Raw genomic sequence first — 21775 nt, 5'->3', positions numbered from 1 at the left:
CCCTTGCAGCGGGAAGCAAGGAGAGATGCGTGAGGCGACTGCCCAGGATTTTGTTAGCGACAGGCGCCACAATGATTGTTGTGGTGGCATTGTTGGTGAGTGGGCTTCGTTTGATGTTGCCGCAGCTCAACGACTATCGTGCGCAGCTACAGGCTAAGATTCAGGCCGTCAGCGGAATTCCGCTGGAAATTGGTTTTATTCAAGGCAGTTGGGAAACTTTTGGCCCGACGCTGGAAGTACGGGATCTGCGCGCCCAGTTGCCTGATACCAAATTGCAGGTTCAGCGCATCACGCTAGCGCTGGATGTCTGGCAATCTTTGCTGCACTGGCGCTGGCAGCTACGGGATATGACGTTCCATCAGCTACAGCTGGATTTGGATCGTCCGCTGATTAATCCGGGTGATCAGAACCGTTCTTTTGAATCCAGCCACTTCACCGATATTTTTCTGCGTCAGTTGGATCATTTCGATCTGCGTAACAGCCGCATTTCATTTCTTACCCCTTCTGGTTCCAGCGCCGAGCTGGAAATTCCTCAGTTAACCTGGCTTAACTCGCGTAACCGCCATCGCGCCGAAGGGCAGATCAGCCTATCGACGATTAATGGCCAGCACGGCGTGGTTCAGGTACGGATGGATTTACACGACGATCAGGGCATTCTGAATAACGGCACTGTATATATGCAGGCTGATAATATTGACGTGAAGCCTTGGATCAGCCGCTGGTTGCATAATAATACCGGATTAGACAGCGCCGAATTTAGTCTGGCAGCTTGGCTGACGCTCAAAGGCGGCGATATTTACAGTGGGAATGTGCTGCTAAAACAAGGGCAAGCCGCTTGGACTACTCAAGGTGAACCCCATCAGCTCGCTGTCGATCAACTGGTAGTGGACGCGCGTCGTCAGGGAAATGGCTGGCAGATTGATGCCCCACAGCTGAATTTAACCACTGACGGCCAGGCGTGGCCGCAAGGGAGCCTGTCGGCGCTGTGGTTGCCGGAAAATAATAAACTGCTGGGCCCGGATCAGCCGGAAGAATTACGCCTTCGTGCCAAAGACCTTCAGTTAGAGCGAATTGGGCCGCTGTTACCGACCATTTCTTTGTTTACCCCGGATTTACTGGCCCGTTGGGGAGATTTAAAACCGCAGGGGCATTTGAATGCGCTGGCGCTGGATATTCCTCTAAAACAGCCAGAATTGACCCGTTTTCAGGCTAAATGGCAAGATGTCAGCTGGCAGCATTGGGAACTCTTACCGGGCGTGAATCATTTCTCTGGCACATTGAGCGGTTCCGTCAGCCATGGGCGTCTGGCGGTAAATCTGCACGACAGCATTTTGCCTTACGGTGACATGTTTGGCGCACCGCTGGAAGTCAGCAGCGCTCAGGGCGACATTGACTGGCGCATGGATGATAAAGGCTGGGAGCTGTGGAGCGATAAGCTGGATGTAAAAGCCAAGTCTTTGTGGGCAAACGGTAGTTTCCGTTATCAACAGCCGGAAAAAGGCCAGCCGTGGCTGAATATTCTGGCCGGTATCCGCCTGTATGACGGCGCAGATGCCTGGCGTTACTTCCCTCAGCCTTTGATGGGGAAAGCGTTGGTGGATTATCTGACCGGCGCGATTCAGGGCGGGCAGGTGGATAACGCCACGTTGGTCTATAACGGTAATCCACATTATTTCCCTTATACCCATAACGAGGGTCAATTCCAGGTTTATGTTCCGTTGCGTAATGCGACCTTCCAGTTCCAACCGGAATGGCCAGCGCTGGAAAATCTGGCTATCGACCTGAATTTCCTCAATGACGGCCTGTGGATGAATGCACCGCGGGCAATGCTGGGGAACGTCACCGGCACCAATATCAGCGCCAATATTCCTGATTATCTGAAAGAACGCCTGTTTGTTGATGCGCAGGTAGCGGGGCTAGGCTCGGATGTTCATGATTACTTTAACGATACGCCGCTACATGATTCCGTGGGGAGTGCATTGGATGAACTCCAGGTTGGTGGGGGTGTAAGTGGGCGCTTACATCTGGATATTCCCTTGGTAGAAGGCAATATCACGCACGCTACCGGTGAAGTGACGCTGCACAACAACAGTTTATTGATTAAGCCACTGCAAAGTCAGTTGGAAAATGTCAGCGGTAAATTCCGCTTTAGCGATGGCAATCTGTCGAGCGATGAAATATCGGCTAACTGGTTTGGTCAGCCGCTGACGGTAAATTTCACCACGGAAGAGCAAAAAGACAACTTTCAGGTTGGGGTTAACCTGCGCGGTGACTGGATTCCAGCCAAAATCACCGAGATTCCCGCTGAAATAGCCAAACAGCTGAAGGGTAGCTTCGGTTGGCAGGGCAAAGTTGCGGTGCAGTTGCCGAAGCACGGGGAGCCAAGTTATCTGGTAGATGTCAACGCAGACCTAAAGAAAGTGAGCAGTCGCTTACCGCCGCCGCTAGATACTCAAGGCGGTGAATCTTTGCCGGTGAGCGTTCAGGCCAAAGGTGGCCTCAATGGATTCACGCTTTCTGGTTCAGCGGCAGGAACGAATCATTTTAACAGTCAATGGTTGTTAAAAGATCAGAAAGTCGAATTGAGTAAAGCGGTCTGGCAAACCGACAGCAAAAAAGTCCCGCCATTACCTGCTGAAAAAGGGTTGGTGGTGAATTTGCCCCCTTTGGATGGGGAACGTTGGCTGGCGCTAATTGGCCCTGCGCTAGCATCAGCCTCTCCGCAGGCGTCATCCATGATCGGTAAAAAATCTGCCAGCCAGAGCCAGTTCACATTACCTTCTCGCATTGAGCTACAAACGCCAGAACTGCTGCTGGGCGGCCAGGCTTGGCATAATCTGACCCTGCGGATTGAGCCGCAGCTGAATGGGACAAATATTAGCGCCAAAGGGCGCGAAGTGGATGGCAGCGTGCGCGTAGCCAGCAGCGGGCCGTGGCGGGCAGATATTCGCTATCTCTACTACAACCCGCAGTGGACGGCGCAAGATGTTGATAAACCTTTGTCAAAAGCGGCGTTGCAAGATTCTCCACTAAGTCATGATGTTTCGTTCCGCGATTGGCCAGCGTTGCAGCTTCGCTGTCAAGAATGCTGGGTTATGGGGCAGAATATTGGCAAAGTGAGCGCCGATATCTCCCATAACAACAAAGTGTTAAGTCTTAAGAATGGCCTGATTGAGGTCGCTAAGGCTCACATGGCGGTTAACGGCGAATGGCAGCAAAGTGCGGAAGGCAATAACACGTCGGTTAGGATGAAGGTTTCTGGCAGTAAAATCGATGACACTCTGTCATTCTTCGGTATTAGCACGCCGCTCAAAGATGCACCTTTTGACGGCAACGCAACGCTGGCGTGGCAGGGCGTGCCTTGGCAGCCGCGAATTGAAACCCTTAATGGCAATTTGAGCGCCAAACTAAGCAAAGGTGCCATGGTGAATCTGGGCGGAGGCCGCGCCGGGCAACTGCTGCGGCTGGTCAGCTTCGACGCATTGTTGCGTAAACTACAGCTGGATTTCAGCGATACCTTCAGCCGTGACTTTGCCTTTGATTCGATTCGCGGCACCGCCAGCGTGAAATCTGGCGTGGTGCATACTAACGATCTTTTGATCGACGGTCTGGCGGCAGATATCGCCATGAACGGCAGTGTTGATTTGGTGAAACGCCAAATCAACATGGAAGCCGTTATTACGCCGGAAATATCCGCGACCGTCGGTGTGGCTACGGCATTTGTGATTAACCCGGTGATTGGGGCGGCGGTTTTTGCGGCCACCAAAGTGCTCGGGCCGTTGTGGAGTAAAATATCTCTGATTCGATATCAGATAACCGGTAGTCTGGATCAGCCGGATATCCATGAGGTGTTACGCCAGCTAAAGGAGAATAAGGCACCATGAAAAATGCCAATGTTGCACTTTTACAGCTTTGTAGCGGTGAGCAAACCCGTTCTAACCTAGCTCAGATAGAGCAACAGATTAAGCAGTTGAATTCGGGCATTAAATTGGTGATGACGCCAGAAAATGCGCTGTTATTTGCCGATTCTGCGGCTTATCGTAAACAGGCCGAGCGTCACAATGATGGCCCGTTACAGCAGGCCATCCGTGAAATGGCGCGCCGTTACGGCGTCTGGCTGCTGGTTGGCTCGATGCCGATGATTAGCCGTGAGTCTCCGGATCGCATTACCACGAGCAGCCTGCTGTTTGACGATCAGGGTGAATTGCAGGCGCGCTACGACAAAATTCATATGTTCGATGTGGATATCAATGATACACACGGACACTATCGTGAGTCTGATACCTATCAGCCGGGAGAGCATCTAACCGTAGTCGATACGCCGGTTGGGCGTTTGGGCATGACCATTTGTTACGATTTGCGTTTCCCTGGGTTATTCCAGGCGTTGCGCGCGCAAGGGGCGGAAATTATTTCCGTTCCGGCGGCATTTACCCGGGTTACCGGTGAAGCTCACTGGGAAGTGTTACTGCGGGCGCGGGCTATTGAGAACCAATGTATGATATTGGCGCCGGCACAGGTTGGCAGCCATGGGTTAACCCGTCGAACCTGGGGTCATTCGATGGCCGTTGACGCTTGGGGCAAGGTATTAATCGAGAATCCAGATAACGTTTCTGCCCTGAAAGTGAGGGTCGAGGCTAATGGCCTGCAAAAAATACGTAAGCAGATGCCGGTGATGCAGCATAATCGCTTCCAGCCAAGTCTGGTGCCGCCATTCAATGAAGTTTCATCCAATAAAGAGTGAAAATAATATGAGCCTCTCGTTTGTCAGTGAGCAGTTACTCGCTGCTAACAAACTGACCCATCAGGATCTTTCCTCAGTTCTGGGTCAGTTGGCTGAACGCCGCCTGGATTATGCGGATTTATATTTCCAGTCCAGCTATCACGAGGCATGGGTGTTGGAAGACAGCATCATCAAAGATGGCTCTTACAATATCGATCAAGGGGTTGGCGTGCGTGCGGTCAGCGGTGAAAAGACCGGTTTTGCCTATGCCGACCAAATTACCCTGAATGCTTTACACCAAAGTGCGCAGGCTGCCCGCAGTATTGTGCGTGATAATGGGAACGGTAAAGTTCACACCTTGGGCGAGATTGCCCACGCTTCGCTGTATCCTCTGCTCGATCCGCTGCAAAGCTTGCCGCGTGAAGAAAAAATCGCGCTATTGCATCGGGTCGATAAAGTGGCGCGCGCCGCAGATGCGCGGGTGCAGGAAGTGAGCGCCAGTCTGACCGGCGTATATGAATTGATTCTGGTTGCGGCTACAGATGGCACGCTGGCCGCCGATGTGCGGCCTCTGGTGCGTTTGTCTGTCAGTGTGCTGGTGGAAGACAACGGCAAACGTGAACGCGGTGCCAGCGGCGGCGGCGGTCGTTTCGGCTATGACTATTTCTTAGAACCGGTTGATGGGGATGTCCGTGCCGACGCCTATGCCAAAGAAGCTGTTCGTATGGCTTTGGTGAATCTGTTCGCTGTGGCGGCTCCGGCTGGCGCTATGCCGGTTGTATTGGGCGCAGGCTGGCCGGGCGTGCTGCTGCACGAAGCGGTTGGTCACGGTCTAGAAGGCGATTTCAACCGTCGTGGCAGCTCGGTATTCAGCGGTCAAATGGGGCAGCTCGTGGCCTCAGAGCTATGCACTGTGGTGGATGACGGCACTCTGCAAGGCCGCCGTGGCTCACTGGCTATCGATGACGAAGGCGTTCCGGGTCAATACAACGTATTGATTGAAAACGGCATTCTGAAAGGCTACATGCAGGATAAGCTGAACGCACGTTTGATGGGTGTCGCGCCGACCGGCAACGGCCGTCGTGAGTCTTACGCGCATTTACCAATGCCACGTATGACCAATACTTACATGCTGGCTGGTAAATCCACGCCGGAAGACATCATCGCTAGCGTGGAATACGGTCTGTATGCGCCGAATTTTGGCGGTGGGCAGGTTGATATCACTTCCGGTAAGTTTGTGTTTTCTACCTCGGAAGCCTACATGATCGAAAATGGCCGAATCACCAACGCGGTGAAAGGTGCCACGCTGATTGGTTCGGGCATTGAGGCGATGCAGCAAATTTCGATGGTTGGCAACGATCTGGCGCTGGATAAAGGCGTGGGCGTGTGTGGTAAAGAAGGGCAGAGTCTGCCAGTGGGTGTCGGCCAGCCGACGCTGAAACTGGATAATCTGACCGTCGGCGGCACGGCCTGATTTTCGCTGGCCTCCTCGCTTGTGGAGGCCAGATTTACTCAGCGGTATCCTTGATAAATTTCAGCCACGCGCTTGAAGTATTCCGTCAAATAATCAATACATACCTGCACTTTCAGCGGCATTTTGTCTTTTTCGGTATACAAAGCGTAAACCGGTCGTGGTTCTGAATGGTAGCGGTTGAACAGCACTTCCACATCTCCCCGTTTAATTTCATCAATAACCCACATCAGCGGCGCATAGGCGATACCGGCTCCGGCTTTGAGCCAACGAATCATGGTTTGCGAATCATTGGTGACAAAACGTCCCTGCGGCGATATCTGGGTGGAAATTCCCTCCGGTGCGGTCAGTTCGAAGTTGCTATCAGGGCGAACGCTGTATTCCAGCCAGGAAAAATTCGCCATATCCGCGGGTTTCTCCGGCGTACCGTGTTGAGCCAGATAGCTTTTTGCGGCGCAAACCACCATCGGCATCGATCCCAGACGACGAGAGAATAGGCCTGAGTCCTGCAAAGCCCCAACGCGGATCACCACATCCAGCCCGTCGGAGATCAGATCCGGAGCCGGAATCCCGGTAACCAAATTGACCGATAGGCCAGGATAAGCTTTCAGCATATCTGCGGTCATGGTTGCCAGCACGTTTTGTGCCATGGTTGAGGAGCAGCCAATGCGTAATGTGCCGGTTGGCGTATTATTAAAAGCATAGAGCTGCTCATGCACTTCCTGCACTTCCTGTAGCATGCGGCGACAGCCCTGATAATAGATACGACCCGCTTCGGTCAGCCCAATGCTACGCGTGCTGCGGTTAAGCAGTTTGACCTGTAGCTCATTTTCCAGTTTGGATACGGTCTGGCTGATGGAAGAAACGCTGATGCCTAACTGCCGGGCGGCGGCGGTAAAGGAACCACACTCGACGACTTTGGCAAAAACCGACATCCGTTTTAATCGTTCCATTGTTCTCTCTGAATGAATTGTTAACTCTGGCTTAAAAGTGATTTAGATCACAGATTGTAGATCAGTTGATAATAAGCAGGCTAATATAAGGGGTCGGGAGAAATAACCTTCGGTGTTAATACGCACCGCCTCAGTTGTCCTCGCACCTTCCTCTGACAGATACCAGCAAGTTTAACACTTCAGGCACCTGATAGTTATTTCAGGTTAGTGCCGCGATCGGTCGAGCGAACGGTGACCTTTCACTCGACGGTATAAATCCAGCGGTAGGGTAAACCAACCGGTACCCAAAAAATAAGGATAAAAGAATGAGTTTGCTTCCGGTGATGGTTGTTTTCGGTCTGTCTTTTCCACCGATATTTCTCGAGTTGCTGATTTCTCTGGCGCTGTTTTTTCTGCTGCGTCGGGTTTTACAGCCGACGGGTATTTATGAATTTGTCTGGCACCCGGCTTTGTTTAATACGGCGCTGTTCTGTTGCCTTTTTTATTTAACGTCTCGTTTCTTTTCCTGAGGTTACCGTGAGTACATTTCTGATAAAAATAATCCGAATCGGTATCACCTTGGTTGTGGTACTGCTGGCCGTAATGGCCATTTTTAAAATCTGGGCGTTTTATACCGAATCCCCCTGGACTCGTGATGCCAAATTTACCGCCGACGTGGTCGCCATCGCGCCCGACGTCAGCGGTTTAATTACCGATGTGCCGGTGGTGGATAACCAATTGGTAGAAAAAGGTCAGGTATTGTTTGTTATCGATCGTCCCCGTTACGAGCAGGCGTTGGCCAGTGCCGAAGCCGATGTGGCCTACTATCAAACATTAGCGGCGGAGAAACAGCGTGAGTCCAGCCGTCGTCTGCGTTTAGGGGTGCAGGCTTTGTCACAGGAAGAAATCGATCAGTCCACCAACGTGTTGCAAACCGTCAGACACCAACTGGCAAAAGCCATCGCGGTGCGCGATCTGGCAAAACTCGATTTGGAAAGAACCACGGTGCGTGCGCCAGCTCAGGGTTGGGTCACTAACTTGAATGTTCATGCTGGTGAATTTATTACCCGAGGCGCTACTGCGGTAGCGCTAGTGAAAAAAGACACGTTTTACGTACTGGCCTATCTGGAAGAAACCAAGCTGGAAGGTGTACGCAGAGGGGATCGCGTCGAAATCACCCCGTTGGGTAGTCATCGTATTATGCACGGCACCGTCGATAGCGTATCCGCAGGGGTGACTAACAGCAGCAGCAAGGCCGATAGTAAGGGGCTGGCGACGATCGATAATAATCTGGAATGGGTTCGTTTAGCTCAGCGTGTGCCGGTAAAAGTTCGTTTAGATGAGGAAGATCAACAGCATCCGTATCCTGCGGGCACCACTGCCACCGTAGTGATTACCGGGCCGAATGGTCGCGAGCCAAGCCATGCTTCGGGTTTGATTCAGCTAATGCATCGCCTGCGTGAGTTCGGCTAAGGGGAAGTATGTTCACTAGCCAAAGGTTTATCCGCTATCGCTTTGCGTTCAAACTGAGCTTTGCCATTATAGCGGCGCTGTTTCTGGGCTTCCATTTTCAGTTGGAAACTCCGCGTTGGTCGGTGATGACGGCGGCGATTGTTGCTGCTGGACCAGCCTTTGCTGCCGGTGGCGAACCTTTTTCCGGCGCTATTCGTCACCGCGGCTGGCTGCGGATTATTGGCACATTCATTGGCTGTATTGGTGGCCTGATCATTATCGTTCTGACCATAAGAGCACCGGTACTGACGCTAATACTGTGCTGTGTTTGGGCTGGTGTCTGTACCTGGATTTCCTCGCTGGTGAAAGTCGAGAATTCCTACGCTTTCGGTCTAGCTGGCTACACCGCATTGATCATCATTGTGACTACCGGAGAAACGCCGTTGCTAACGCCGCAGTTTGCGGTGGAACGCTGTAGCGAGATTGTGCTGGGGATCGTCTGTGCGGTGATCGCGGATCTGCTGTTTTCTCCGCGATCCATCAAACAGGATATCGATCGACTGATCGATAAACTGCTGGTGGATCAGTATCACCTGCTGCATTTGTGCATCCACTCTGCGGATAAAGAAGATATCGACCGTGCGTGGAATGATTTGGTGAAAAATACCAGTGCATTGAAAGGGATGCGTAGCTATCTGATGATGGAATCCTCACGCTGGCAGCGCTGCGATCGCCGCTTACAGGCGTTACACGGCCAATCCCTCGCTATGATTACTCAGGCCTGTGAAACCTATTTGATTTTGATTAATCATCCTGATTATCTAACCGATGAACTGAAAGCGCTACTGAGTACACCCGCAGATAACTGCGGCGATATTCATAAGCAAATGAAAGTGTTACGTCAGCATTTCGCGGGTAGTCACAGTAGTGCCGTGCCTTTGACCATCAGTAGCTGGGTTGGTGCCGCCACTCGCTATTTGTTGCTGGCGAAGGGCATTCATACCAACAGCAGTATTAGCAGCGTTGAAGAAGAGCTGTTAACCACCGAGCCTGAAATAAAACACACCTCGGCGGAGGGCCATCACGCGATGATCAATGGCCTACGCACCGGTATTGCTACTGCGATCGGCGGCCTGTTCTGGTTGTGGACCGGCTGGACATCGGGGGCGGGCTGTATGGTCATGATAGCGGTTGTAACCTCTCTGGCGATGCGAACGCCCAATCCGCGCATGGTGGCGATGGACTTTCTCATCGGTATGTTAATGGCGTTGCCGATGGGAGCGCTGTACTTCATGTTTATTCTGCCTTCGACTCAGCAAAGTTTACTGCTGTTATGCATTAGCTTGGGGTTACTGGCATTTATTATCGGCGTGGAAGTGCAGAAACGGCGGCTGGGCTCCTTGGGCACGCTGGCGGGTACTATTAACATTTTGGTGCTCAGCAACCCCATGGAATTCAACGTTAGCCTGTTTCTGGATAGCGCCCTCGGCCAGATGGTCGGCTGTTTTGTTTCTCTGATCGTGCTGCTGCTGATTCGTGATAACGCTAAAGTGCGTACCGGTAGAACGTTGCTCAACCGTTTTGTGTACAGCGCGGTGGCGGCTCTGACCACTAACCAAGCCCGCCGCAGCGATAACCATTTGCCAGCGTTATATCAGCAGCTCAACCAATTGCTGATGATGTTCCCCGGTGATATCGCCAAGTACCGTTTGGCTCTGTTGCTGATTGTCGCTCATCAAAGGCTGAATAATACCGAGATTCCAGTCAACGCCGAGTTAAGCGCCTTCCATAAACAGATTCGCCATACCGCCGATCGGGTGATGACGTCGAAAAACGAGCAAAAGCGACGCCACTACTTTTTCCGTCTGCTACAGGAATTAAGTGATTACCAGCAAAAACTGGTTGAATATCATGCTCCTGTCTCTGTTACTCAAACGGTCAAACGTCTTGCAGATATGTTGCACAGATACCAGCACGCGCTCATTCAATAAGCTATTGGCGGCAGGGAGCCTGTTTTCCTGCCACCATCAAGGGCTATACTCAACTCACGCTCCCCCCTTCCTCGTTGCCTATTGTGGGCAGCCCTTTGCCGATCAGGAGGCCTAAAGATGTCCGCTTCAACACATCTGGATAATCCGTTACAGAAACATGAATTGTTTAAAACTGGCTACTATGTCGGTGGAAAATGGTATCAGGCCGCAGAAACCTTTGATGTATTGAACCCAGCCACGGGTGAATTGGTGGCTCAGGTGGCTAAAGCCGGTAAAAGTGAAACCGAGGCGGCGATCAAAGCAGCCCATGAGGCTTTCCCTGCCTGGCGTAAAACGCCGGCCAAACAGCGTGCCGAGATTCTACAGCGCTGGTATCAGCTTATCGTCGAAAACCGTCAGTATCTGGCCGAATTAATGGTCGCAGAGCAAGGTAAGCCCTTGAAAGAAGCTTTGGGTGAAGTAGATTATGCCGCCAGCTTCATTCAGTGGTTTAGTGAGCAGGCTAAACGTGCCAACGGTGAAATTATTCCTCCGGCAAAAACCGGCGCGCGTATCTTTGCCACTCGTGAACCGGTGGGCGTAGTCGCAGCGATTACGCCGTGGAACTTCCCGCTGGCGATGCTAACTCGCAAGCTGGGTCCTGCGTTAGCCGCGGGCTGTACCGGTTTGATTAAACCTGCCAATAACACTCCGCTTTCTGCTTTCGCACTGCTGGCTCTGGCAGAGAAAGCCGGTGTGCCGGCCGGCGTGTTAAATGGCGTTGCTGGCGACACTCACGCCATCAGCGATGTCATTATGGCCAGCCCGAAAGTGCGTAAAATTTCCTTTACCGGCTCCACCGAGGTTGGCAAAACCCTAATGCGCAACGCCGCAGAAACCATGAAGAAAATCTCGATGGAATTAGGGGGAAATGCGCCTTATATCGTCTTTGACGATGCCGATCTGGATGCGGCAGTTGCCGGAGCTATGGCTTGCAAATTCCGCAATGCTGGTCAGGTTTGCGTCTGCGTCAATCGCTTCTATATTCAGGATGGTATTTACGAACAGTTTGTCACCCGTTTGGCTGCCGAAGTGAAAAAACTTAAAGTCGGCAACGGGATGGATGAAGGGGTAAACCTGGGGCCGCTAATCAACTCTGCTGGCGTAAAAAAAGTTGAGGATCACGTCAAGGACGCATTGGCGAAAGGCGGGCGTCTGCTGGCGGGCGGTGAACGTCACGCATTGGGTGGCAACTTCTTCCAGCCTACTGTCATTGCCGAGGCTACCGAAGAGATGAAAGTAGCAAGTGAGGAAACTTTTGGCCCGCTGGCAGCCTGCTTCCGTTTCAAGACCGAAGAAGAGGTGATTGAGCGCGCGAATAACACACCTTTCGGTCTGGCGGCTTACTTCTATACTCAAAATTTGAAAAGAGTATTCCGCGTGTCCGAGACGCTGGAAAGCGGCATGATCGGCATTAACGATAGTTCGGTTTCTACTGAATTAGCGCCTTTTGGCGGTGTGAAAGAATCTGGTTTGGGTCGTGAAGGTTCGGTGCTGGGTTTGGATGAGTTTATGGAAGTGAAAACCTTACATTTAGGTAATTTATAGCCAATAAATCAACGGAAAAGCGCTGGCGCTCATCGGCGTCAGCTCTCTTTTTTAGCCGAGCAAATTGATTTGGAAAATCATGAACAAACGTCTGGTGGGAATTCTGGCGGCGGCGGTGGTATTAATTGTCGCGGTCATTCAGGGAAACGAGCGGGGAACAGCGCCGGCCTCTGTGCCGACGTCAACACCGGTGATAGCGCAGGCCGATAGTCAGGAGCAGACGCGTAGCCATCAGCAGAGTAATAAAGTCAGCCGAACTGACTCTATCGACCAACTGACCCAGCATGAAAAAGTGGTGAAATACCTAAAACAAAACAACCGGTTGCCGGATTTTTATATCACGAAAAAGCAGGCGCGTGAGCAAGGTTGGAATCCGAAAGACGGCAATTTATGCCAGGTATTACCGGGGAAAGCTATCGGTGGCGATCGTTTTTCAAACCGTGAAGGTTCGTTACCCAAGGCGAATAATCGGATATGGCGTGAAGCGGACGTCAACTATCAGTGTGGCCATCGGGGAACGGATCGGCTGCTCTATTCCAATGATGGCCTGATTTATCTGACTCAGGATCATTATAAGAATTTTGTTCGGGTGGAGTGAGAAGATGGTGAAAGTGACGTTTGATTTTGACCATATCGCGGATCTTCCCGCATTTTATCACGATTTTTCGCAGAAGTTTTCTTTGGGCGAAGATTTCGGCGCCAATCTGGATGCATTGTGGGATACGGTAACCGGAGCTATCAGTTTACCGGTGGAAATTGAGTTTATTCATCTCAATCACCGCCGGAAACGGCGTTTTGGCGCGATTATTCTACTGTTCGAAGAGGCGGAAGAAGAATTGTCTGGCAGTTTACGCTTTAATATTTGTTAGTCGGAACCGGGGTCTGTGGCAGACTCCCGGCTCCGTCCGATCATAGCTGCTTCTCGGAAAGTTCACGCAGGTACTGGAAGATTTGACGGAATGCTTTTGGCGGCTTGTTGGCTGCCTTTTCTTTCTGGGCATTACGGATCAAACTACGCAGTTGCTGGCGATCGGCATCGGGATACAGATCCAACACGGTAGGCACCGCGTCATCACCTTCCTCTACCAATCGGTCGCGCAGCACTTCCAGTTTATGGAACAGCGAAACCTGCTGATTATGGCGGTTTTTTAACTTATCCAGTGCGATCTGAATGGGTTCAACATCACGGGCGCGCAGCATTTTACCGATCAATTGGATCTGGCGGCGACGGCCTTCTTTTTTGATCTTCTGCGCCAGTTCAATGGCAGCCAGCAGATCTTCGTCCAGCGGGATTTTTTCCAGCGCGTTTTTGCCCAGCTCTACCAGCTCGGTGCCCAGATCTTTCAGCGCTTCGGCATCGCGTTTAATTTCACTTTTACTGACCCAGATAATCTCATCATCATCTTCATTTTTATCTTCTGGGACTTCGTCTAGCCAGTCTTCGGGCTGTTTGTTCATGGTGTCATTCCTTAAAAAGAGGCTAATCCTATCAGGTTGTTGGCTTTCTGCGAAATTGTACGCAGATCCTGTTAGACTCAAAGCCATGGCGCTCTACATTTTATCCGTGTAAATCGTCGTATTACTACGCCGTCACGGCACTTTCCTGAACGATTATCTCATTAATTATGGCAGATCGATGAAAGTAGTCACTCAAGTTGCAGAACAGCGTAAAACGCTGGAACAAGCTGTTGCACAAGCTTTGGAACTGGCTCGCGCCAGTTCGGATGCGGCCGAAGTCGCCGTTACTAAAACTACGGGTATTAGCGTCAGCACCCGCTTTGGCGAGGTGGAAAACGTGGAGTTCAACAGCGATGGTGCGCTGGGGATTACCGTTTATCACCAGCAGCGGAAAGGCAGCGCGTCCACCACTGATTTGAATCCAGACGCAGTGGCCCGCACCGTCCAGGCTGCGTTGGATATCGCTCGCTATACTTCGCCGGATCCTTATGCAGGCCCGGCAGATAAATCCTTGCTGGCGTTTGATGCGCCGGAGTTGGATCTGTTCCATCCCGCGGAGTTGGACGCCGATCGCGGCATTCAACTGGCAGCTAGAGCCGAGCAGGCGGCATTAAAGGCCGATAAGCGCATTACCAATACCGAAGGCGGTAGTTTTAACAGTCACTATGGCATCAAGGTTTTCGGAAACAGCCACGGTATGCTGAAAAGTTATTGCTCAAGTCGCCATTCGATATCCAGTAGCGTGATTGCAGAGTTTGACGGTGATATGGAGCGTGATTACGCTTACAGCATCAGCCGCCGGTTGGAAGATCTGGCCAGCCCAGAGTGGGTCGGCGCAGAGTGCGCTCGTCGCACCCTGTCTCGCCTGTCACCGCGTAAACTGCCAACTATGAAGGCTCCGGTGTTATTTGCTGCAGAAGTCGCTACCGGCCTGTTTGGGCATTTGGTTTCAGCCATTAGCGGCGGGAATATATATCGCAAATCTACCTTTTTGCTCGATCATCTCGGCAAACAGATTTTGCCTGAATGGCTGACCATCGAAGAGCATCCGCACCTGTTGGGCGGGTTGGCTTCTACGCCTTTTGATAGCGAAGGGGTACGTACCCAGCGTCGCGAAATTGTGAAAGACGGCGTTCTGCAAACCTACCTGCTTACCAGCTATTCGGCGCGTAAACTGGGTCTGAAAAGCACCGGTCATGCTGGCGGAATCCATAACTGGCGTATTGCTGGGCAAGGGCTGGATTTCGCCGGAATGCTTAAGAAGATGGGCAGAGGCCTGGTAGTAACGGAACTGATGGGTCAGGGCGTAAGCACCGTAACCGGTGATTATTCTCGCGGTGCCGCCGGTTTCTGGGTGGAGAACGGTGAAATTCAGTATCCGGTCAGTGAAATTACCATTGCAGGTAATCTTAAAGACATGCTGCGCAATATGGTTAGCGCAGGCAGTGATATTGAAACACGCAGTAATATTCAGTGCGGTTCAATATTACTTCCAGAAATGAAAATTGCTGGTGAATAATCCTTTGGATTTTTTTCGTTAATCACGCTCGATTAGCGGGAATGGGTTCAAATATTGTGGCATAAAAATCTGTAGTAAAATGGTCGATGGCTAATGCCCTCGGCCATTTTTATGTCTCATTGCTGCTACCATTAAATTTTCAGTGTTTTACAAAAATTCTATTGCCTGTTTCCCTGCTAGCCACCTATGTTATGAGTGATACAAACTATTAACAATAATTATAAGGAGCGTGAGCATGAGTCAGAAAATAAAAGTGTTAGTGGCCGCCATACTGCTAAGCGCTAGCACTTTGGCAATGGCAAATGATATTGCGGAAGATATGGATACCATTGCGAGCAATTACAGTGCGGTTCTGAAAACCGATTCGCTGGAAAGCTTCAAACAAGGCCTACAGGGGATGCGCAGCGCGGCGTTGGATGCGCAGAAAGGCATTCCGCCTAAATTAAAGGGCAAGGCGCCAGATAGCGCAGAAGTACAAGATTATCGTCATGGATTAACCATACTGATCGGTCAAATCGATCAATCTCTGGCTTTAGCCGATCAAGGCAAGCTGGAAGAGGCGCGAAAGGTGGCGCAGGAATTCAAAGACACCCGCAACACTTACCATAAAAAATACCGTTAAGATGCTATAGCTTGAAAGAATGAGTCAGGCTAAATAATGAGTGCGCTTAAGGAATAAAGAGTATTGAGAAGTAAATGGATTTAACACTTGATGCATAAAAGGGTGAGAGATCGACGATCTACCACCCTTCATCGCTAAAACGCGAAGGTATTAACGGTGATATTCACCGGCGGCTTCTGGTTGATACAGCAGTTCTAATACCTTAATGCGGGCTTCATCCCCACCCGGCAGTTTCCAGTTAATCTCATTATCAACATGTAATCCCAGTAATGCGGCGCCGAGCGGAGCCATAACCGAGATTTGTTCGTTACTATCTTTCAGCGATGCGGGGTAGACCAGCGTGCGAATATGCTCTTCCTGATTATTCAAATCACGAAAACGAACCCGGCTATTCATGGTGACTACGTCAGCAGGTATTTCTGACGGAGGCAGAATGTCAGCGCGATCCAGCTCTTCATTCAGTGCATCGGCAATCGCTGTGTCAGCAAAAGCAGGTTGTGCCAACAACGCATCCAAACGTTCGGCGTCCAGCTCGTTAATCGTGATGGTTGGCTTGGTCATACCACTCTCCAATTCAAGTACAGAAAACATAAAAACAACACCCCCGCGCCATAGGAGAGGGGGTGTTAGAAAATATCAGATTATTAGTCTGATACTAGGCGCTTCTGGCGAGAAAAGAAAGAGATCCGGATCACGAAGCTTTTCTTGCTTTATCTTTTGATAAAAGGTGATCTTGATCTCGTTATTTTCCATAATTGCCATTTTTTATGCTGAAATAAAATAAGGATATTTATTCTCTTACCCTGTTTTCCCTATTTAATCTTCTTATAAAATAGCTGAATCATCGCAAGTTCTAAGATTTTGCATGATATTTTCCTGTTATTTCTTCGGCGTTTTTTTCTGTTTTATCGTTTATAAACATTTATGGATAGCGCTAGCTTTAAAAAAGTGAAAATTCACTGGGAAGGCCCAGTACCGCGGATTTTGCGAATTGGATCAATATTGCTCACTTTATTTCCACTTCGAACTGGAAAAAAACAGGCTACATACTTTTTACGCTTAGGGGTAGGGTAAGGCTATAGCGTAAAGGAAAGGAATAAGATTTAACGCCATGAACTTTTCTTTGCAGTCAGAAAATAAATCAGCACAGTACAGAGGAACGCTAGCGTGAATGATGGAGCCGTATCTGTAAATACTGAGAATAAACTCGATGTCGATGATGGCATTGAGAAAACTCAATGGTTATTGGCGGATATAATGGCCATGCTGAATGCCGAGAATATTTATACCAATGATGTTCAGCAGCAGATGTTGACCTCACATATTCGGGCTATGGTGCTGCGCTCTATTACTGGTGAACCACTGCCGGAAGTGGATAAGTCATTATTTGACGAAATATCAGCAGATTCAATGAGAATGGCTCAGCAAGTAGTCGATTCATTGGGGAATTTGCCCATTGAGGAAGCCTATTTATTGTCCGTGCATTTTGAAGTAGCCAAAGATAATAATTCATAAATTCAGCCTTGGAGAAAAAATTATGAGTCAAATTACCGTTGTGATTGGCGACCGTTTGGGTAAAGGTCAGAAAGTCGGTCAGGGTATTGAGTTGGCCGGGGCAAAATCTATTGTGATTCCTGGCGTTGCCGCAGATATGAAATTGGGCGATGTGATGAATAAAGAACAGGCTGACCTCGGTATTTCATTTTGCGGCAGCGGTGGCGCAGGCGCTATTACGGCACAAACTAAATATGGCTATAAAGCGAAATACGGAATGCGCTCTATTGAAGAGGGCGTAACGGCAATAAATGAAGGTTGTAAAGTATTAGGTTTTGGTTTTATGGATAAAGAAGAACTCGGTCAGAAACTGGTTGAAGCTTATATTAAGAAACATGGCAATCCGTAATGAAAGAACAATATACCACCCAGGTTAAGGTCAAAGGGAAAGGGGATACTAAAGCTAAGGCTTTCGCCAGCGCATTAGGTCATGTCCAGAATACGGTATTGAAGTCGACACAAAATATCTTATTACGCATTGAACCCCAGGACGTGAAGGTATTAAGCGCGGAAGAGTCGGTAAAAAAAGAGAAATTTCTGTTCTTCTTTCTTCCCCGCGAAAAGAGGACTTATACCGTAGCCTTAGATATTACCGTGAGCGTAACAATCATTAATACAGATAAGGTTGTTTTCGTCTCTAAATAAAAACGTTGGCTATAAATGAAAGGATATACTGATGTTTTTAATCATTCTTTTTAAGTCGATTATCATCGGCGGACTGGTTGGTGTCGGCGTCGGTGCCGGTGCAGCGCGAATGTTTCATGCGCCTACGGTTCAGGGCATGGGCGCATTTCGTACCTTGGGTGAACTGAACTCTTGTGAAGGCGATCCAGCCTCGCATTTCTCCTTTGGTTTGGGCTTCTTCTTTAACGCATGGGCGTCTTCCGTTGCGGCGGGTGCGTTTACGCAAGATGTTGACCATCGCATTATTCCTAACTGGGGTGCAGCAGCATTGATGATTAAAAATCGCAATGTGGCCGAGACCATGCATAACCCGAAAAAAATGGCGATTGCCTGCGGCATTATTGGCGTTATCGTTGTTAGCTTCTTAAATACCACCGCTTCGGCTGTACCGGAAGCATTGCAGGTTACCGCAATTAAAGTATTGGTACCGGCGGCTAATATTCTGGTGAATACCGTGATGCCGGTTATTTTCTGGCTGGCGGCTATTGATGCCGGTCGTCGTTCCGGTTTCTGGGCCACTATTTTTGGCGGTCTGGCTCAGTTAATTATGGGGAACGCTGTTCCAGGTCTGGTTCTGGGTATTTTAATCGGTAAAGGCGTAGAAGAAAGCGGTTGGAATAAAGTCACAAAAATCATGATGGCAGTTATTGTCTTACTGTTTGTTTTGAGCGGTTTCTTCCGTGGCTTTGACATGAAATTCCTGGAGTCATTCAGTCTGGGCGTTCCAGTCTGGCTCGACAGCATTCATAACGCATTAAGCGGTAAATAACATTTCTACAGGAGCTTGATGATGGATGAACAAACCAAAGACGGTTTTTGGTATGCCGACTGGTCATTCCCGATATTTGTTGGCGTATTATCTTCCGGCGTTTTTGCTGGTACCCATATGTATTATCTCTATGGGATTGGCGCATTTAACGAAGTGGCTTTCGTTTCCATGTTGCGAGCAGGTATGGATACCGGCGTTTATGGTGCAGTAGCAGCATTCGGTGCCAGCTTCTTATTCGCACGCATTATCGAAGGCTCGCTGGTAGGTATTCTGGATATTGGTGGGGCGATTCAAACCGGAGTAGGTTTGGGGGTTCCTGCATTATTATTGGGCGCTGGATTTGTTTTCCCCGTAGCCAATTTTGCAGCTTCACTGGTCACTGGGTTAGTTATTGGCATTGCTATCGGTTATCTTATTATTCTGGCTAGAAAATTCACCATTAATCAGAGTGATTCAACTTACGGCGCGGATGTCATGATGGGCGCAGGTAATTCATCCGGACGTTTTCTTGGACCCTTGATTATTCTTTCTGCAATGGCAGCTTCTATTCCTATCGGTATTGGTTCTTTGGCTGGCGCATTATTGTTCTATTTATGGAGCAAGCCAATTACCGGTGGTGCGATTTTAGGCGCGATGATTTTAGGTTCTCTATTCCCGGTCGCTATTTCTTGATATTACGGGGCGAAATTAAATGATCAATTTTGCCCCATCATCATTTAGCCACTCACATCTTGTTACCCGGATATTTAACGGAGAATAAAGATAATGCATGACTTTATTATCAAACGGGCAAGGTTGGTTGAAGGGCATCAGGTCGATATCGTTATTGATGACGGCAAGATTACTTCAGTTTCACTCTGTAATGAAAATCCTATCGATTTTCTTTCTGCCAAGGCAACCATAGATTTGGCGGGGCAGTACTTTGTCAGCGCAGGCTGGATTGATTCACACGTTCATTGCTACCCAGCTTCGCCAATTTATCATGATGATGCGGATTTAATTGGCGTGGCCAGCGGCGTGACTACGGTTATTGACGCGGGGAGTACCGGTGCCAATGACGTGGATGATTTTTATACCTTGACGCGAGCGGCGAAAACACAGGTTTACGCGTTTTTAAATATCGCTAAAACCGGCATTGTGACGCAAAACGAATTAGCCGATATGGAGCAGATCGATAAATCCAGCGTAAGCGAGGCAATCGCTCGCAATCCCGGCTTTATTATTGGGATTAAGGCTCGGATGAGCAGTAGCGTCGTGGGGAAAAACGGCATTAAGCCTTTGGTTCGAGCCAAAGAAATCCAGCAAGAAAATAACCAATTACCTTTGATGGTACATATTGGCAATAATCCGCCGGATCTAGATGAAATTGCCGATTTGCTGACCCAAGGGGACATTATTACCCACTGCTATAACGGTAAACCCAACCGTATTTTGACCCCGTCCGGTACGCTGCGGGAGTCTATTCAACGCGCATTAAAACGTGGTGTGTTATTGGATGTCGGTCACGGCAGCGCCAGTTTTAGTTTCGATGTTGCTGAGCAGGCGATTAAACAGGGAATTTACCCTCACACCATCAGTTCTGATATTTACTGCCGCAACCGTATTACCGGGCCGGTGCACAGCTTGGCAACGGTGATGTCTAAATTCTTTACCATTGGTCTTAACCTCGAACAAGTTATTCGCTGCGTAACAGAAAATGCCGCGCAGGCATTACGTTTGACCGGTAAAGGGGTATTAGCCGCAGGCTTTGATGCCGATTTAACTATATTCGAAGTGAAACAACGGCCTCAAGTATTTGTCGATTCAGAAGGTAAATCCGTAACCGGAGAGAAATATTTGCTGCCATTGGCTGCGGTTGTCGCCGGTGACTTGGTGTTAACTGACGAAGGGAAATCTCACGATGTCTTCGATCTATGAAAAGTACCAGCTAAAAAGCGTGATTAATGCATCCGGTCGGATGACGATTTTGGGCGTTTCTACACCGCGGCAGGACGTGGTCGAAGCCGTTGCATTCGGGCTAAATCACTTCTTCGAAGTTAAAGATCTGGTGAATAAAACCGGTGCTTATATTGCAGAGCGACTGAATGTGGAAAGTGCGGTGGTCGTTTCCTGCGCTTCGGCAGGAATTGCGCAGTCAGTTGCTGCCGTTATCGTGAAAGATAACGCCAATTTATTGGTTAATCTGCAAGCTGCGGTGTTGCAAGTCCCCCATGAGATCGTGTTGCCAAAAGGGCACAACGTTAATTTCGGCGCCCCGGTGGATACGATGGTGACCCTCGGTGGCGGTAAAGTGGTGGAAGCGGGCTATGCCAATGAATGCTCTGCCGATCAGCTTGAAGCGGCGATCACGCCGAATACTGCGGCGATTTTGTATATAAAATCCCACCATTGCGTACAAAAAAGCATTTTGTCAGTTGAACAGGCAGTTGTGGTCGCGCGTAAGCACCAACTGCCACTGATTGTAGACGCGGCCGCCGAAGAAGATCTGGCCTGCTACTATCAGATGGGCGCTGATTTAGTGATTTATAGTGGCGCGAAGGCAATTGAAGGGCCAACCAGCGGGTTAGTCTTGGGCAAAAAGACCTACGTAGATTGGGTTAAGCTACAGTCGAATGGTATTGGTCGGGCGATGAAAGTGGGTAAGGAAAGCATTATTGGCCTGACTCAGGCTATCGAGAGCTATATTCAACAGGAACAGACCACCGGCCAGCAAATGGTTGAAAAAATGACGCCATTTATCAGTCATTTGAATGCTTTGCCCGGTATCTCCGCCAAAGTGGTATGGGATAGTGCCGGCCGGGATATTGCCCGAACCGAAATCAGCTTCGACGAAGTCAAAATTGGGCGTTCAACGCCAGAGTTGGTCGCAGCTTTGATGGACGGCGATCCGGCGATTTATTTCCGCGCGTACAAAGCAAATGAAGGCAAGATTGAGGTGGACGTGCGCAGTGTCACGTCAGCACAGCTTGAGGTCATTTCTACCTGCATTCAACGCTTGGTTCAGGGAGATTAATCG

General features: G+C 49.7%; 21 protein-coding genes. 18 read left to right on the top strand and 3 right to left on the bottom strand.

Annotated features, from left to right (window positions below; all coding sequences use genetic code 11):
* The first annotated feature begins 29 nt into the window (after positions 1 to 29).
* From yhdP to tldD, 3 genes are read left to right on the top strand one after another with little or no spacing between them, the layout of a single operon-like run.
* Positions 30 to 3884, top strand: a complete 3855-nt coding sequence (gene yhdP, locus PL78_RS10730; protein WP_071925584.1) for an AsmA2 domain-containing protein YhdP — start codon at positions 30 to 32, stop codon at positions 3882 to 3884.
* Positions 3881 to 4741 carry a deaminated glutathione amidase gene (gene nit1, locus PL78_RS10725; RefSeq protein ID WP_064515421.1) on the top strand — a complete coding sequence of 287 codons (861 nt, stop codon included), beginning with the start codon at positions 3881 to 3883 and terminating at the stop codon, positions 4739 to 4741. Before yhdP ends, nit1 begins: the two co-directional genes overlap by 4 nt.
* Before the next feature lie 7 nt (positions 4742 to 4748).
* On the top strand, positions 4749 to 6194 hold the full coding sequence (tldD, locus tag PL78_RS10720; RefSeq protein WP_064515419.1) for a metalloprotease TldD: 1446 nt from the start codon (positions 4749 to 4751) through the stop codon (positions 6192 to 6194).
* Positions 6195 to 6232: 38 nt separating this feature from the next.
* Here the strand turns inward: tldD and aaeR are convergent, their stop codons facing one another.
* On the bottom strand, positions 6233 to 7144 hold the full coding sequence (gene aaeR / locus PL78_RS10715) for an HTH-type transcriptional activator AaeR (RefSeq protein WP_049597964.1): 912 nt from the start codon (positions 7142 to 7144) through the stop codon (positions 6233 to 6235).
* Positions 7145 to 7449: 305 nt separating this feature from the next.
* On the opposite strand from aaeR, the gene aaeX reads away from it, so the two are divergent.
* The 6 genes from aaeX to PL78_RS10685 all read left to right on the top strand — a co-directional run bounded on the left by aaeX (position 7450) and on the right by PL78_RS10685 (position 13022).
* Positions 7450 to 7653, top strand: coding sequence for a p-hydroxybenzoic acid efflux pump operon protein AaeX (aaeX, locus tag PL78_RS10710; RefSeq protein WP_064515417.1), 204 nt, complete (start codon positions 7450 to 7452; stop codon positions 7651 to 7653).
* A gap of 7 nt (positions 7654 to 7660) precedes the next feature.
* Positions 7661 to 8596: a p-hydroxybenzoic acid efflux pump subunit AaeA gene (gene aaeA / locus PL78_RS10705; RefSeq protein WP_064515415.1), complete on the top strand. Its 936-nt coding sequence runs from the start codon at positions 7661 to 7663 to the stop codon at positions 8594 to 8596.
* A gap of 8 nt (positions 8597 to 8604) precedes the next feature.
* Complete coding sequence (aaeB, locus tag PL78_RS10700; protein WP_064515413.1) at positions 8605 to 10566, top strand: p-hydroxybenzoic acid efflux pump subunit AaeB; 1962 nt, start codon at positions 8605 to 8607, stop codon at positions 10564 to 10566.
* 117 nt (positions 10567 to 10683) lie between these two features.
* Positions 10684 to 12153, top strand: coding sequence for an NAD-dependent succinate-semialdehyde dehydrogenase (locus PL78_RS10695; RefSeq protein WP_064515411.1), 1470 nt, complete (start codon positions 10684 to 10686; stop codon positions 12151 to 12153).
* Positions 12154 to 12232: 79 nt separating this feature from the next.
* Positions 12233 to 12751: a ribonuclease gene (locus tag PL78_RS10690; RefSeq protein WP_064515409.1), complete on the top strand. Its 519-nt coding sequence runs from the start codon at positions 12233 to 12235 to the stop codon at positions 12749 to 12751.
* A gap of 4 nt (positions 12752 to 12755) precedes the next feature.
* Positions 12756 to 13022, top strand: coding sequence for a barstar family protein (locus tag PL78_RS10685; protein ID WP_064515407.1), 267 nt, complete (start codon positions 12756 to 12758; stop codon positions 13020 to 13022).
* 40 nt (positions 13023 to 13062) lie between these two features.
* On the opposite strand, the gene yjgA is transcribed toward PL78_RS10685, so the two are convergent.
* Positions 13063 to 13611, bottom strand: a complete 549-nt coding sequence (yjgA, locus tag PL78_RS10680) for a ribosome biogenesis factor YjgA (protein ID WP_064515405.1) — start codon at positions 13609 to 13611, stop codon at positions 13063 to 13065.
* A gap of 178 nt (positions 13612 to 13789) precedes the next feature.
* Here yjgA and pmbA point away from each other — a divergent pair, with 178 nt between their 5' ends.
* Positions 13790 to 15130 (top strand): metalloprotease PmbA, encoded by a 1341-nt coding sequence (gene pmbA, locus PL78_RS10675; RefSeq protein ID WP_064515403.1) that lies wholly within the window; start codon positions 13790 to 13792, stop codon positions 15128 to 15130.
* A 235-nt stretch (positions 15131 to 15365) separates the two neighbouring features.
* Entirely contained in the window at positions 15366 to 15752 is a 387-nt protein-coding gene (gene cybC, locus PL78_RS10670; RefSeq protein WP_064515402.1) for a cytochrome b562, read from the top strand.
* Positions 15753 to 15902: 150 nt separating this feature from the next.
* Here the strand turns inward: cybC and rnk are convergent, their stop codons facing one another.
* A complete protein-coding gene (gene rnk / locus PL78_RS10665) occupies positions 15903 to 16313 on the bottom strand; it encodes a nucleoside diphosphate kinase regulator (RefSeq protein ID WP_064515400.1) in 411 nt (136 codons plus the stop codon).
* A 606-nt stretch (positions 16314 to 16919) separates the two neighbouring features.
* Here rnk and PL78_RS10660 point away from each other — a divergent pair.
* The 7 genes from PL78_RS10660 (at position 16920) to PL78_RS10630 (ending at position 21772) form a co-directional block, all read left to right on the top strand.
* Positions 16920 to 17267 carry a PRD domain-containing protein gene (locus PL78_RS10660; protein WP_064515398.1) on the top strand — a complete coding sequence of 116 codons (348 nt, stop codon included), beginning with the start codon at positions 16920 to 16922 and terminating at the stop codon, positions 17265 to 17267.
* 22 nt (positions 17268 to 17289) lie between these two features.
* Positions 17290 to 17655: a glycine-rich SFCGS family protein gene (locus PL78_RS10655; protein WP_064515396.1), complete on the top strand. Its 366-nt coding sequence runs from the start codon at positions 17290 to 17292 to the stop codon at positions 17653 to 17655.
* Positions 17655 to 17951, top strand: coding sequence for a DUF4312 family protein (locus PL78_RS10650; protein ID WP_064515394.1), 297 nt, complete (start codon positions 17655 to 17657; stop codon positions 17949 to 17951). The genes PL78_RS10655 and PL78_RS10650 overlap by 1 nt, the downstream gene beginning before the upstream one ends.
* Before the next feature lie 31 nt (positions 17952 to 17982).
* Positions 17983 to 18759 carry a DUF4311 domain-containing protein gene (locus PL78_RS10645; protein WP_049597934.1) on the top strand — a complete coding sequence of 259 codons (777 nt, stop codon included), beginning with the start codon at positions 17983 to 17985 and terminating at the stop codon, positions 18757 to 18759.
* 21 nt (positions 18760 to 18780) lie between these two features.
* Positions 18781 to 19431, top strand: a complete 651-nt coding sequence (locus tag PL78_RS10640) for a DUF4310 family protein (RefSeq protein ID WP_064515392.1) — start codon at positions 18781 to 18783, stop codon at positions 19429 to 19431.
* Between the two features lie 93 nt (positions 19432 to 19524).
* Positions 19525 to 20676 carry an amidohydrolase/deacetylase family metallohydrolase gene (locus PL78_RS10635; protein ID WP_064515390.1) on the top strand — a complete coding sequence of 384 codons (1152 nt, stop codon included), beginning with the start codon at positions 19525 to 19527 and terminating at the stop codon, positions 20674 to 20676.
* On the top strand, positions 20660 to 21772 hold the full coding sequence (locus PL78_RS10630) for a DgaE family pyridoxal phosphate-dependent ammonia lyase (RefSeq protein WP_064515389.1): 1113 nt from the start codon (positions 20660 to 20662) through the stop codon (positions 21770 to 21772). Before PL78_RS10635 ends, PL78_RS10630 begins: the two co-directional genes overlap by 17 nt.
* The last annotated feature ends 3 nt before the right edge of the window (positions 21773 to 21775 follow it).

It is taken from the genome of Yersinia entomophaga, assembly GCF_001656035.1.
GTDB classification, from domain to species: Bacteria; Pseudomonadota; Gammaproteobacteria; order Enterobacterales; family Enterobacteriaceae; genus Yersinia; species Yersinia entomophaga.
Note: the sequence above shows the minus strand (reverse complement) of the source record. Positions and strands in the feature narration are given on the sequence as shown.